At 45.6% G+C, this 13996-nt stretch carries 15 protein-coding genes and 1 riboswitch; of the genes, 4 read left to right on the forward strand and 11 right to left on the reverse strand.

Annotated features, from left to right (window positions below):
* Positions 1-93: 93 nt before the first annotated feature.
* The gene (lonB, locus tag ACX4JR_RS12715) at positions 94-1830 is read right to left on the reverse strand and encodes an ATP-dependent protease LonB (RefSeq protein WP_476058408.1); all 1737 of its coding nucleotides are present in this window, start codon (positions 1828-1830) and stop codon (positions 94-96) included.
* 331 nt (positions 1831-2161) lie between these two features.
* Between lonB and ACX4JR_RS12720 the strand changes: the two genes are divergently transcribed.
* On the forward strand, positions 2162-2761 hold the full coding sequence (locus ACX4JR_RS12720; RefSeq protein WP_476058409.1) for an acetate uptake transporter: 600 nt from the start codon (positions 2162-2164) through the stop codon (positions 2759-2761).
* Between the two features lie 53 nt (positions 2762-2814).
* Here the strand turns inward: ACX4JR_RS12720 and ACX4JR_RS12725 are convergent, their stop codons facing one another.
* The 10 genes from ACX4JR_RS12725 to tig form a co-directional block, all read right to left on the reverse strand.
* Positions 2815-3207, reverse strand: coding sequence for an iron-sulfur cluster assembly scaffold protein (locus ACX4JR_RS12725; protein ID WP_476058410.1), 393 nt, complete (start codon positions 3205-3207; stop codon positions 2815-2817).
* A 375-nt stretch (positions 3208-3582) separates the two neighbouring features.
* Entirely contained in the window at positions 3583-3900 is a 318-nt protein-coding gene (locus tag ACX4JR_RS12730) for a MoaD/ThiS family protein (protein WP_476058411.1), read from the reverse strand.
* A 44-nt stretch (positions 3901-3944) separates the two neighbouring features.
* Positions 3945-4823 (reverse strand): energy-coupling factor ABC transporter ATP-binding protein, encoded by an 879-nt coding sequence (locus ACX4JR_RS12735; protein ID WP_476058412.1) that lies wholly within the window; start codon positions 4821-4823, stop codon positions 3945-3947.
* Positions 4808-5602, reverse strand: a complete 795-nt coding sequence (gene cbiQ, locus ACX4JR_RS12740; protein WP_476058413.1) for a cobalt ECF transporter T component CbiQ — start codon at positions 5600-5602, stop codon at positions 4808-4810. The genes ACX4JR_RS12735 and cbiQ overlap by 16 nt, the downstream gene beginning before the upstream one ends.
* 14 nt (positions 5603-5616) lie before the next feature.
* Positions 5617-5925, reverse strand: coding sequence for an energy-coupling factor ABC transporter substrate-binding protein (locus ACX4JR_RS12745; protein ID WP_476058414.1), 309 nt, complete (start codon positions 5923-5925; stop codon positions 5617-5619).
* Entirely contained in the window at positions 5922-6701 is a 780-nt protein-coding gene (locus ACX4JR_RS12750; protein ID WP_476060559.1) for an energy-coupling factor ABC transporter permease, read from the reverse strand. Before ACX4JR_RS12750 ends, ACX4JR_RS12745 begins: the two co-directional genes overlap by 4 nt.
* Positions 6688-7464, reverse strand: coding sequence for a precorrin-6A reductase (cobK, locus tag ACX4JR_RS12755; RefSeq protein ID WP_476058415.1), 777 nt, complete (start codon positions 7462-7464; stop codon positions 6688-6690). The genes ACX4JR_RS12750 and cobK overlap by 14 nt, the downstream gene beginning before the upstream one ends.
* 432 nt (positions 7465-7896) lie before the next feature.
* A riboswitch (cobalamin riboswitch) is annotated at positions 7897-8176 on the reverse strand.
* An 88-nt stretch (positions 8177-8264) separates the two neighbouring features.
* The gene (gene clpX / locus ACX4JR_RS12760; RefSeq protein ID WP_476058416.1) at positions 8265-9512 is read right to left on the reverse strand and encodes an ATP-dependent Clp protease ATP-binding subunit ClpX; all 1248 of its coding nucleotides are present in this window, start codon (positions 9510-9512) and stop codon (positions 8265-8267) included.
* A gap of 14 nt (positions 9513-9526) precedes the next feature.
* Positions 9527-10120 carry an ATP-dependent Clp endopeptidase proteolytic subunit ClpP gene (gene clpP / locus ACX4JR_RS12765; protein ID WP_476058417.1) on the reverse strand — a complete coding sequence of 198 codons (594 nt, stop codon included), beginning with the start codon at positions 10118-10120 and terminating at the stop codon, positions 9527-9529.
* Positions 10121-10168: 48 nt separating this feature from the next.
* Positions 10169-11488: a trigger factor gene (gene tig, locus ACX4JR_RS12770; RefSeq protein WP_476058418.1), complete on the reverse strand. Its 1320-nt coding sequence runs from the start codon at positions 11486-11488 to the stop codon at positions 10169-10171.
* A gap of 525 nt (positions 11489-12013) precedes the next feature.
* On the opposite strand from tig, the gene ACX4JR_RS12775 reads away from it, so the two are divergent.
* The 3 genes from ACX4JR_RS12775 (at position 12014) to ACX4JR_RS12785 (ending at position 13613) form a co-directional block, all read left to right on the forward strand.
* Positions 12014-12169 carry a hypothetical protein gene (locus ACX4JR_RS12775; RefSeq protein ID WP_476058419.1) on the forward strand — a complete coding sequence of 52 codons (156 nt, stop codon included), beginning with the start codon at positions 12014-12016 and terminating at the stop codon, positions 12167-12169.
* 26 nt (positions 12170-12195) lie between these two features.
* Positions 12196-12405, forward strand: coding sequence for a biotin/lipoyl-containing protein (locus tag ACX4JR_RS12780; protein ID WP_476058420.1), 210 nt, complete (start codon positions 12196-12198; stop codon positions 12403-12405).
* A 125-nt stretch (positions 12406-12530) separates the two neighbouring features.
* Positions 12531-13613, forward strand: a complete 1083-nt coding sequence (locus ACX4JR_RS12785) for a sodium ion-translocating decarboxylase subunit beta (protein WP_476060560.1) — start codon at positions 12531-12533, stop codon at positions 13611-13613.
* Positions 13614-13996: the final 383 nt, after the last annotated feature.

A 13996-nucleotide genomic window follows, 5' to 3' on the forward strand; every position in this document is an offset into this window, starting at 1 on the left:
GGGCTATAACAATAAGTACCAGGCATAAAATAAACCCGGCTTTTGCCAGGTATAATTAAGAAATACAGGGAATTTTTCAATTATTTGCGTCTATTAGCTCTTTTTATCTGTGTTTACCAGTGGAAAGGGAAGTCCAGGAATAAAGCTCCCGCCGCCCACCACATCCAAAGAAGGCCTTACTTCTGCCTCCTTATCCCCCGGGGTGGAAATCAGAGATCCTTCAATCACCTCCTCAAGCCTTTCAGCCGGTATAACTTCCACACCTTCTACCTTTTCCAGCAGGGTCTGGTAATTGTCCTTGGGTATGTACACCCTGGTGGCACCCGCATGCCTGGCCGCCTCCACCTTGGCAACCACTCCGCCCACAGGCATTATAAGCCCTCTAATGGATACCTCACCAGTCACGGCTACCTTGTTATCCACCGGTATGCCTTTTATGGCGGAATAAACCGCGGTGGCAATGGCAACTCCCGCAGAAGGCCCGTCCACCGGAACACTGCCGGGAAAATTTACATGCAAATCATAATCCCTTGGGTCCACATCCATGACCCGCCTTAACACGGTGAGCACATTTTCAACCGATCCCCGGGCCATACTTTTGCGCCGGATGGTCTTGGCCCTGCTTCCCAGTTCTTCTTCTTCCACCACACCGGTAACGATTAGTTTCCCCTGGCCGCGGGCCGCGGGCATTGCCCCCACTTCAATTTCCAGCAGAGTTCCCATATTCGGCCCGTAAACCGCCAAGCCGTTCACCAGGCCCACCTGGGGTTTGGAGGGGACTTTTTTCTCAGGCCTTGGCACATACTGGCCGCTGTGGATGACCCATTCAATGTCGGCGGTGGTAATGCTCTTCCTGCCCTCGGTCATGGCAATGCCGGCGGCAATTTGAATGATATTTACCGCTTCCCGGCCGTTGGTGGCATATCTCTTTATAAAATCCAACCCTTTTCCATCTAAAGGGAAACCCACCTTTTGCGCGGCATTCCGGGCAATTATTTCAATTTCTTCCGGCAGTAACTGCCGGAAGAATATTTCCAGGCAGCGGGACCTTATTGCCGGCGGGATTTCTTCCGGAGTTCGGGTGGTGGCTCCCACCAGGCGAAAATCAGCCGGCAGACCGTTTTGGAATATGTCATGGATGTGCTTGGGAATATTTTTATCCTCGGAGCTGTAATAGGCGCTTTCCAGGAGCACCTTTCTGTCTTCCATTATCTTTAACAGCTTATTTATTTGGATAGGGTGCAACTCTCCTATTTCATCGATGAACAACATCCCCCCGTGGGCCTTGGTAACGGCACCCGGCTTCGGCTGGGGAATCCCGGCCATACCCATTGCCCCTGCTCCCTGGTAAATGGGGTCATGGACGGAACCAATAAGGGGGTCCGCTATTCCCCGTTCATCAAACCGGGCGGTGGTAGCATCTACCTCCACGAATTTGGCGTCTTCTTTAAAAGGTGAAAGTTTACTCTTTTTAGCTTCTTCCAGCACTAACCGGGCAGCAGCAGTTTTACCCACCCCCGGAGGGCCGTAAATTATCACGTGCTGGGGGTTGGGCCCGCAAAGGGCGGCTCGCATGGCTCTAAGGCCTTCTTCTTGCCCGATAATCTCATCAAAGCTGGTGGGCCGGGTTCTTTCCGCCAGGGGCTCCGTTAGGGAAATGGCCCGCATGCGCTGTAATTTTTCCATTTCCTTGCGGGATTCCCACTCCAATGCCGATTTGTTACCCTGTTGGGTTTTTAAAAGATTCCAAAAATATAACCCTATAATTACGGCAAAGAATACCTGGATAAAGGTTATAAACCCGGCAATTCCACCGGATAAATCACCCATAAACGATGCCTCCTTGCTTTTTGTCCCATGGTAAAGATTACACCTTTTTTCTATATTATTGCTAACATTTTCAATTTTTATCCGTACTAAACCATTCAGGCATTATATTCGACCGGTTAATAAAAATTATAAATATTAAGTTTACCGGTAAAACCAAACTACAAACCATTTATCAGTAAATTTTGATAATTCAAACAAAATATATTAACAGTCATTTTATTTATTTTTAGGATAGTTATAAGTATACCGGGAGTGTAGGAGGTGATATGCCAAATTTGCAAAGGTAAATTTTTCCTGTTGAGATCCTAAAAAATAAAAAGGAGGGATAGGTATGAGCGGAGAAAACAAAGTTTACCATATCAACGAAACTGCGTCCATAGCCGACCCGGGCCCGTTGGGGCTGGCCTGTTTCGCCCTTACCACTCTTTGCCTCAGCGTGGTTAACGCCGGCATTGTGGACGCAGCAGCCGAAGGAATGGTACTTATGCTCGCCCTTGCCTACGGCGGAACTGCGCAAATACTGGCCGGCATGTGGGAATTTAAGAAAAACAATGTCTTCGGGGCCACCGCCTTCACTTCCTACGGTGCATTCTGGGTATCCTTTGCATTATACGTACTGGGCTCCCACTCCTGGGGATGGATTGAGGCTACACCAGCAGGAACGGCATTATTCCTGATAGCCTGGACCATTTTCACAATATACATGTGGATTGGTAGTTTTGCTCTCAATAATGCGCTGGTCACGGTATTTACCCTGTTAATTATCACTTTCGTGCTACTGGATATAGGTGCCCTGGGAAGTCCCACTGCCCATACTCTTGGCGGTTATTTCGGAATAGCCACAGCTTTCGCTGCCTGGTATACTTCAGCGGCCGGAATCTTAAATACCGTATACAAAAAACAAGTTCTTCCTGTAGGACCCAGGCAATAATAAATAAAATTATAAGTACAAAAGGTGCCCGACCCGTAAGATCGGGCACCTTTTTATACTTGGTCGGATGCCCTAACACCTGAACGCTTTATAATGTAGTCCCAGATAGCCTCCTGGAGCGCTGCAGTTCCAAGATTGGAACAGTGCATCTTTTCTTCAGGCAGGCCCCCTAAGGCGTTAGCTACATCCAAATGGCTTATTTCCGCAGCTTCATCCAGGTTTTTCCCAAGGGCCAATTCCGTTAAAACACTGGTTGTGGCAATGGAGGCGGCACAGCCGAATACTTTGCACTTTACGTCAACTAAACGGTTGTCTTTGACCTTGATATATATCTTTAAATAATCCCCGCAATTCGGGTCTCCTGCTGAACCAATACCATCTGCATCAGGTATTTCTCCAAAATTACGCGGGTTTAAAAAATGTTCCAACATCTTTTCGTGGTACAATCTCCTGTCACCTCGAAAACCTGGTAAGTTCAACTGAATTTTTCGGAGGCTTTAATCTCCTTTCAGCTATAAATTTTAGTACTTCATAAATAACCGGTGCTATCCAATTTAAGCCTGGAGAGCGGGGACTTGCCTTTCTAACGTTTTCGTTAAACCCTCGCTGCATACCCACTCCCCGTTTTATTCCACGGCCTCTTCCCCGGCCCCTTCCATTCCCGGCACCGGGCCCGCCCCGGCAACCGTTAAAGCCACGTGGCACTCTAACACCCCCTTTAAATGTAGGAAAATTACAAAACCCGGTTCTACCTGTATAATATTCTACTTATTAACATATGTCAATAATTCTTTCTTGGAACAATACCGCAAAAAAAAACATCAACTAGCTCCGCCTTTCGGTACCTTTACCATACCCAAAATGACCCTGTAGGGCCCCGGCGTACCCGGCGGAACAAAAGCCACCCGGTCGCCCGGCCTGACCCTTCCCCGGCCCAGACTCCAGGCCACACCGTTGATAAAAACCGCTTCTATCTTGTCCAGCGGCAGGTCCAGCATTTCCGCCAGCTGGGAGGCAGAACATTCCTTATCGAGACGTACCTTTAAGGGGAAAGGCCATTTTCTTTCATCGAAAATTTCTTTTAAAAAAGAAAATCCCCTGACTTCCACTTCACCATCGTTTACAGTTATTTTTTCCATTTCCGTTATCACTCCTGGAAGTCATTATTTGCTATAATTATTTATTAATTGCCTTTAGCTTCCAAAGGATATCTGGGTAAATATTTCTCTGTCATTTCTATATAATTAAATAATTCTTCTTTGGTTCTGGGTATAGGAAGGCCGTTCTTCAGCCACCCTTTCTCCTGCAGATGTAAAAACACATCTAATATCCAGGGAACAGTTAGGTCAGTTTGCCTTAACAATTCTTCATTTCTGAAAACCTGTTCAGGTGCTCCCTCACCGGCCATTATTCCTTTTTTTAAAATGAATACATAATCCGCCCAGAGGTAAGCCAGGTCCACGTCATGGGTAGAAAGAATTACCGTTACGCCTTCCTTGCTAATACGGTCCAACAGTTTCACCATTTGAAGGGTAAGCTTGGGATCAAGTCCGGCGGTTGGCTCGTCCAGAATCATTACCCTGGGATTCATAGCTAAAACCCCGGCTATGGAAACCCGCTTCTTCTGCCCGTAACTAAGAAAATGAACCGGCTTGTCCCGGAGGTCACTTATATCCATAGCCTCCATTGCGGCTTTTACCCGGTGCAGCACCTCTTCCCGGGATAAGCCCAAATTTAAAGGCCCAAAGGAAATTTCCTGCAGCACGTTGGAGGAAAAAATCTGGGTATCCGGATCTTGAAAAACAACGCCTACATTCCGCCTTAGCTGCATAAGGGAGCGGCGGTCATACCGAACCTCTTCACCGTTAAAAAACACCTTACCCTTTCCGGGGCGTAAAATTCCGTTAAAGTGAAGGAATAACGTGGACTTACCTGCACCGTTGGCCCCCAATACGGCAATTTTTTTCCCTTCTTCCACTGCCAGGGTCAAACCATTAAGGGCCCTGGTCCCGTCCGGATAACTGTATTCAATGTCTCGGGCTTCAATTATATATTTGGCCAAAACAATTTACCCCCACCTAAAAGGGATATTAACACCAGTGCCATATCCATTGCTGTTATAAGCAATATATTTTTTCTGGAAATGATGTACTGGGGTTCCAGGACATTTAATTCCCCGCTGTAACACCTGGACATCAGGGTTACGGACAAGGCATTCGCCCGGCTGTAGGCCTTGATAAAAAGATTTGCTATTAACTGGCTTAAAGACGCATATGCCAGCCTCAACGATCGGTACCCCAGGCGGGATGACTGGGCTGTATACATCTGGCCGGCAGTTTTCATAAGAACAAAAATAAACCGGTAAATGAGAGTCATTAGTTCTATAAATATTACCGGAACACGTAGCCTCTTTAAAATTAGTATAATTTCTACCATGGGCGTAGTCAAAGATAAAAAATAAAGGCACGAAACGGCCCCCAGGGACTTAAAAAATAAATTGGCGGCAGTCATAATACTTTGGCCGGTAACCCCCACAGTAAAATTACCGAGACTAACGGCATATAAAAATCCTTCCTCGGCCCTTGTTACGGATATGGCTATAGTCAAAATACCTATCACTAAAAAAGAAATGGGTATAGTTATTAATTTAAAGTAAAAAGCCGGGGGTATTCCGGCGCGGAAAATTACCGCGCCGGCCATCATTAAAATAATAACCAGTGAAGTCAAAATGTCTGAAGCACCAAGGCAGATTATTAAGGTAATAATGGCAAAGGTAAATTTTTCCCCGGGATGAACATTACTTAAACCGTTGCAATAAGAATATTGTTCAATGGGTAGCATAATCCAGTCCCCTTTTAATCCTCCCGTTTTTTACGGCCCTTTAAGTAACCCAAACAATAGCCGACAACTCCCGCTCCCAGGGCCCCCTGGAGAACAAAAAGAAGGCTCTCAATCTCACCGCTGGGCGGCTCCCAGATGCTTTCAAACCATGGTGTATAACTAGGCTCAATTTCATTAATAACTGCCTCGGCCTCACCATCCGCACCTCCAAACTCGGCCCCTTGGAGGTAAATCATTGGGAAAGCGACTAAAATCACTACCAGCGACAAAAGGAGCAGGTTTTTTAAGAAAAGATTGTTCTTTCTGCTTTGGGTATGGTTCATAATCCGGCCTCCTTAGAATTAAGATGGAGGGGCAATTGCCGCATCTCTTCTTTAGCATAGGTGGCAATTATGTTAAATACCAGCACCGTAAGCAGGCCTTCACTTATGGCCAGGGGAACCTGAGTAACGGCAAATACCGTGGCAAACTTGGCAAAGGATGCTGCCACCCCGCCGGCTTTTGCCGGAAAAGCCAGGGCCAGTTGCAGGGAGGTAACAACGTATGTAACGAGATCACCAAGCCCGGCCCCCAGGAACACCGCCAGCCAGGTGGGCACCCCCAGTTTTCGGGCACCTTTATAAACACCGTAGGCCACCAGCGGCCCGGCCACGGCCATGGAAAAAGTGTTGGCTCCCAAAGTGGAAAGCCCCCCGTGGGCCAGCAATAATGCTTGAAACAGAAGAACTATAAATCCCAGTACAGTCATGAGGATTGGCCCGAACATGATGGCGCCCAATCCCACGCCGGTGGGATGGGAACAACTTCCCGTTACTGAAGGAATTTTTAAAGCAGAAAGGACAAAGGCAAAAGCACCAACCAATCCCAGCAATATTTTAGTGCCGGGATTATACGTTGCCCAATTTGTAATAGAGCGAATGCCAAGCACCAAAAAGGGCAGGGTAGCCAGGGCCCAGAATGCCGCCCAGCCCACAGGGAGAAACCCCTCCATAATATGCATGGCAAAAGCAGGCCTGGGTACCGTCATGAACAGGACAAGCATATAAGTACTTAACAAAATAGTTCGCTTAAAGGAAATCATTAAATCACCTTCCTCCATTTTTCCCATTTTCCCTAAGCAAGCGAAATACTTCCTGCCACTTAAACACCGGTCCATTAGCTTTTCTCTTAATTATGACTACCGGTATTTTCAAGGAAAGGGCCGCAGACAACTTGGTATCCGTACCCCCGGCTTTTCCACTGTCCTTGGTGACTACCACTGATGCCCGGTACATTTTAAACAGGACCTTGTTAACTTGTTTGGAAAAAGGTCCCTGCATGGCCACAATATCCTTGGGTTTTATACCCATATCCTGGCATTTTTTAATAACCCTGTGCTCAGGCAACACCCTGACCACCAAACGTATGCCATGCTTTTCTTTAAGCCGCAGAAATGGTTCCAGCCCGTGACTTCCTGTTGTCAAAAATATGTTCTTTCCCAGTTGGGCTGCTTTTTCAGCGGCTTCCTCCATGGAATATACCGTATGAATAAGTTCATTTTCAGTAAAAACCGTTTCTTCACGCCCAATACGGTAAAAGGGTATCCCTGCAATATCGCAAACAGAAACCCAATTGTCACTGGTAGAATTGTAGTTGTCGAATACGGAAGAATGCCTGGCATCAACCACAGCGCGCACATTAATGTTTTTAAGCCACTCACCAGGGTCGGCGGGAATTTTTTCCTCAAACACAACGGCCCCGTCTTCCCGCGCCAATTCTTTTCCGTAACAACTTAAAGCAATAACTCCTACTTCCTGGCCTTCTTTAACTAAATGTTGAACCAATTTACGGCCTTCACTGATACCACCCAAAATCAATATCAAACTTGCTCACCTACCTAAAGAAAAGCCCCCGGATGTACCGGGGACAGATTTTTACCTAAATCTGGCCACATCTAACCACCCCCTAACACCCTGCGGATTAGTGGTAAAGTTAGACAGGCCCGTTCGCTGTTCAAGGTTTTGCGGCCCCAAGTGAGTATCACCTTTTTGGGTAACCTTTCCCGAACAGCGAAAAAAACAAAGGTTCAGGTTTAAGCCACGATTTCTCGAATCATGGCACCTGTCCTTCATATTCAATTGCCCATAAAAAACTAAAATAAAGAAAGGAGTCCTGGCAGTACATTGCCAGGAAGAGAGTACGGGTTAAAAATTTAAAGCACCCCTCTCCACGAAGAGTCAGGGTGCTTTTTAGCACTTTACAGCGTATTTATCCCCTACCAAAATGGTACACTGCCCCTCTCCACGGGAGGACATCACCAGTGCGCTACCCAGGCAGGTCTCCTGACTTATGGTTCATCACCTTCTTCCGCCTTCCCACCCGGTCCACCACTCAAAGGTATTTTGGTAGCTTGCAAGATAATAAACTTGCCTACGGTAATCCGATATCATAATAGTAATACCATTGAGTGCTGGGCTGGACAGTGGCCTTTAGGAAGAGGCTCCCCAATCACAGTGGCCGGACCGTCCAGGATTCTCACCTGGTTCCCTATTATCCCTACCTTTCGGTACGGGCACCTGGGTAGAAAAAATTATTAAATTAATTAGCTGTCTTAATGTTAACACAAATTTACCAATTTGTCCAGTATAAAGTTTAAATAAGCCCACATTCATCGTGGGCTTATTTATGCCGATTCTTCTTTTTTCTTGCGTTCAACGGAGATAACAAGAGGCTTTTCTTTCTTTTCTATAATTTCTTTGGTGATAATACACTTGGTAATATCATTCCGGGACGGAATATCATACATAATGTCCAACATTATTTCTTCCAGAATGGCCCTTAAGCCACGGGCACCTGTGTTGCGGCGCATGGCTTCCCGGGCAATGGCCTCGAGGGCCTCCTGCTGAAACTCCAGATTTACACCATCAAGTTCAAATAATTTTTGATATTGTTTGACGAGAGCATTCCTGGGTTCAGTGAGGATCCTGATCAGTGCCTCTTCATCCAGGGCATCAATGGTAACAATAACCGGCAGGCGTCCGACGAACTCGGGAATAAGACCGTATTTCAATAGATCCTCCGGAAGGATGTGCTTAAGGATCTGCCCGATATTTCGCTCCTTCTTAGGCTTAATGTCAGCCCCAAAACCTATGCCTTTCTTTCCGATACGATTTTCAATGATTTTTTCTATGCCGTCAAAGGCACCACCGCAGATAAACAGAATATTGGTAGTATCAAGCTGGATAAATTCCTGGTGAGGGTGTTTACGGCCGCCCTGAGGCGGAACACTGGCCACCGTCCCTTCCAGTATTTTTAACAGTGCCTGCTGAACACCTTCACCGGAAACGTCTCTGGTTATGGAAGGATTCTCTGACTTACGGGCAATTTTATCAATCTCGTCAATGTAAATAATGCCCTTTTCTGCCTTTTCTACATCATAATCGGCAGCCTGGATAAGTTTGAGCAGGATATTTTCAACATCCTCCCCCACATAACCGGCCTCGGTAAGGGAAGTGGCATCGGCAATGGCAAAAGGAACATTCAGCAGGCGTGCCAAGGTTTGTGCAAGCAACGTTTTACCACAGCCGGTGGGCCCCACCATAACAATATTGCTCTTTTGCAGTTCCACATCATCGATTTTTCCACCCAGGTTTATCCGCTTATAATGGTTATAAACCGCCACTGCCAGGGTTTTTTTGGCATCTTCCTGGCCGATTACATACTGGTCCAGTATTTCCTTAATTTCCCGTGGTTTAGGAATATCACCCAGTTCCAATCCAACATCTTCACCCAGTTCTTCCTCGATAATTTCGTTACATAATTCGATACACTCGTCACAAATGTATACACCGGGCCCGGCAACCAGTTTTTTAACCTGGTCCTGCAACTTACCACAAAAGGAACACTTTAATTGACCTTTTTCATTAAACATAAATTCCACCTCTTTTAGCTTTGCTTACGGACCTGGAGGACCTCATCCACGATGCCGTATTTTTTGGCCTCCTGAGCTGACATAAAGAAATCCCTTTCCGTATCCCGGGCCACAACCTCCACTGGCTGACCTGTATGCTTAGCCAAGAGTTCATTTAAAACAGCCTTCATGCGTAATATTTCTTTGGCATGAATATCAATGTCCGTAGCCTGCCCCTGAACACCTCCCAGGGGCTGGTGAATCATTATGCGGGAGTAGGGCAAGGCAAACCGCTTCCCCTTTGCCCCGGCAGCCAGCAGGAACGAGCCCATGCTCGCAGCCTGCCCCATGCAGATAGTAGAAATAGGCGGCTTAACGTACTGCATGGTATCATATATGGCCATCCCGGCAGTAACAACCCCGCCGGGAGAATTAATATAAAGGTGTATATCCTTCTCCGGGTCTTCAGCTTCTAAAAACAAAAGCTGAGCTATTACCAGATTGGCAACATTATCATCAATGGGACCGCCGATAAAAATAATTCTATCCTTTAAAAGCCGGGAATATATATCATAGGCACGTTCACCCCTATTACTTTGCTCAACTACAATTGGTACGAGGTATGACACATCAATTCCCTCCTTATTGTCCGTTTATTCACTACTCTATTTATAAAACTATTCTTGGGCCGCTTCCTTTGTGTTGTTTTGCACAATATTAGCCTTTTCCATCAAGAAATCGACGGTCTTTTCCCGGCGAATCCTTACCTTCAAATAACCCAGCTGATTTTGTTTTTCTAATATATTACGGAGAGCTTCCGGATCCTGCCGGTATTGTTCTGCCATTTCCTTTATTTTTTCTCCTAAATCATCGTCGGTAACTTCAATACCTTCTTTCTTGGCAATAGCATCTAGAACCAGTGCCGTTTTTTCTGTCCTTTCGGCCTCAGGGCGCATCTTTTCTTTTAACTGCTCCAAACTGGAATCAGTGTGTTTTAAATAATCCTCCAATAACAGCCCCTGGATCATAAGGTGACGCTCCATGTCTTTAACCATTTCTTCTATCTGGTTATCCACCATTTCCTCGGGCAGTTCCACTTCGGCATTTTCCACAGCCTTGGAGACAACTTCCGAACGCATCTGTTGCCTGGCCCTTTCTTCAGCTGCTTGTTTTAAGTTATTCAACACATCCGCCCTTAATTCCTCCAAGGTATCAAACTCACTTACGTCCTTGGCGAACTCATCGTCAAGGGGAGCTAACTCCTTGCGCTTCAATGTTTTAACCGTTACCGTAAACTGCGCCTCTTTACCTGCAAGATCCTTATTATGATAATCCTCGGGGAAGGTAGCGGAAAATTCCTTGGTTTCGCCTATAGACATACCTTCCAATTGTTCTTCAAAACCGGGAATAAACGTACCTGACCCTACTTCCAGGGAATAATCAGTAGCTTGGCCTCCTTCGAACTTCTCCCCTTCCACACGTCCGGTAAAATCAATAGTAACGATATCACCCTTCTGCACATTGCCTTCTTCCACCGTAACCAGTTTGGCGTACCTGTTACGCAGGGCCTCTAGCTCCTTATCCACGTCCTCATCGGTAACGCTGGCGGGAACTTCTGTTACCTCCAACCCTGTGTATTGTCCCAAGTTAACTTCCGGCTTAACCTTTACGGTAGCCTTAAATTTAACCGGCTCGCCCTCTTTCACCTGCACCAGTTCCACTTTGGGCCGGGAAATGGGTTCTACTCCAGTTTGTTTAAGAGCTTCAACATAAGCATCCGGAATTACCATTTCCACAGCTTCATTATATAAGGCTTTTTTCCCCAAATAGTTTTCTATTACCCGCCGGGGTGCTTTTCCGCGCCGAAAACCCGGGATATTAACCTGCTTTACAAGCTTTTTATAAGCCTGGTGCACTGCCTTCTCAAATCTTTCCGCATCTACCTCCACTTCCATAACTACGGTATTTTTCTCTATTCTTTCCGCGGTTGCTTTCATCCCATTGCTCCCCCTTGAAATATATAATCATAAATATAGTGTAACCATCTCCTGTTCAATCTACCTCTATAGTTTTACCTCTATAGTTTATTTTTCTGTAGCTAAAGGATATTTCCTCCAGTAATACACGTATTTTAAGCTCCCCCAAAATAAAAATAATAAATTTATTTTTTTAGGGTAATAAAAATCAATACCTGCAAGCCAAAAACTACTTCACCCAATTGACCTCTTATTTTAACATGATTTTAATTACCGGGCAATACTCTACTTGACTTGATTTCCACCATGTAAATAAGGAAAATTTTTTGGATACTGTATACAAAAAGACTTGACGCTTCCTGTTAAATGTGACATAATTTTTACATAATAACACAATGTTGTTATCACTTACTACTTACACCCTGGACATCCTATCACTGACCTGCCGTCCATGAATGCCGGGAAGGGGGTTGGGTAAAAGAAAAATAGGTTAATTTAAATTTTTTATTTTTATTTAATTTTCCACTGCCGCAAGGGGGGTCGGAATTGACGAACTGGTCTGAGGCCGGCGTTGTGGCACTTACGGGAATAATAATGGTTTTTGGTGTTCTGGGTATTTTACAGGTGGCCGTAACCAGCATGAGTAAAATTTTTGAAGCAAAAGCACGGTCAGTTAAGAAAGATGCCAGGGCCCAGGGATAAATATTTAGAGGAGGTATTACATAAGCATGGACGTAGTTGCACCTATGGTGGGCAAAGTAATTTCAATTGATGTAAAACCGGGCGACCAGGTTAAAGCAAATGATGAGGTTGCTACCATCGAGGCAATGAAAATGTATGTAAAAATTTATGCTCCTGCCGACGGTACTGTTAAGGAAATAAAGGTAAAACCCGGTGACGTTGTTAACCCCGATACCGTGGTCATGACCCTTGAATAATAAGGGGGGAGACAAGAATAAATGTGTCTCCCCTTGTTTCATTACGCTAAAAACATTTTATACATGTTACGCATGGCGAGGAGGTAATTCCCGTGTATGAACAAATACTTGAAAACCTCGCGAGTATGGGAATCTTTTACCTCAACATCGGCAACGTTATAATGTGGGTAATTGCGTTTATCCTTTTCTATTTAGCCATTAAAAAAGGAGTAGAGCCGTTACTTTTAATACCCATTGGGTTTGGTATATTTATTGCTAATTTCCCTTTAACCGGGCTACTGGAAAGTCACGGCTTATTTGAAATCTTCTATAAATACGGAATTTCCAATGAGCTTATTCCACCGCTCATTTTTCTAGGCCTGGGGGCAATGACCGATTTCGGCCCGGTTTTGGCCAACCCCAAAACCTTTTTACTGGGCGCGGCAGCACAGCTGGGCGTTTACGGAGCCTTTATCTTTGCCTTGCTTTTGGGATTCTCCCTGCCCGAGGCGGCTTCCATTGCCATTATCGGCGGTGCCGACGGCCCCACTTCTATATTCCTTTCCAACGCCCTTGCACCCCACCTGACGGGCGCGGTGGCGGTGGCTGCTTATTCCTATATGGCCTTAGTTCCCATTATCATTCCGCCGGTGGCCAGAGCCCTTACCACCCAGGAGGAACGCAAAATTGTAATGACCCAAATGCGCATGGTAAGCAAGACGGAAAAAATTATTTTCCCTATCCTGGCCAGCATTATCATTATCCTGCTGGTGCCAAAGTCCGCACCGCTTATTGCCATGTTCATGCTGGGTAACTTATTCATGGAGTGCGGCGTGGTGGAACGGCTCACCGATGTAAGCCGCAACGCCCTTATGAACATCGTTACCATTCTTTTAGGCCTGGGCGTTGGCTCCAGAATGACAGCTGATACCTTCCTGCGTTTTGACACCATCGGAGTATTTATCCTCGGCATAGTGGCCTTCACTATTGCAACTGCCGGTGGCGTTCTTATAGCCAAGCTAATGAATCTTTTTAGCAAAGATAAGATCAATCCCCTTATCGGTGCAGCCGGGGTTTCGGCGGTTCCCATGGCTGCCAGGATTGTACACATAATGGGTTCAAAGGAAAACCCGCAAAACTACCTGCTTATGCACGCCATGGGCCCCAATGTGGCCGGAGTTATAGGAACGGCAGTATGTGCCGGCGCCTTTATTGCTTCCCTTACTTAATTAGTCAACTGACAAGTATACAATATACTGAATATATGTATACAGCATAGAGGTATACAATATGCAAAAGTTCGTTCCCATCTCACACCAATTCCCGTTCTTTTGTGAAGAACGGGAATTTTTATTAGCACCAAAAATCGACATTTGACTACTTATTTACACATTTGGAGAATATGCTGTCTACGGCAATAACATTGAGAAATACCCTCTCTATTTATCTAAAAATTCTTAGAACTTAATTTGCCAGGACCAAGAAGAAATCATTGGCCAGTGAAATAATGGCACATTCTTTGCATTACAACTTTTAGTGAAGCATTTGGACCCTGGGTATTCTGAAAGTTTTAATCATTCCAATACTTTTGAATTTCCAATAACGTTAGAAA

The organism is Desulfofundulus sp. JL263-se, assembly GCF_056316025.1.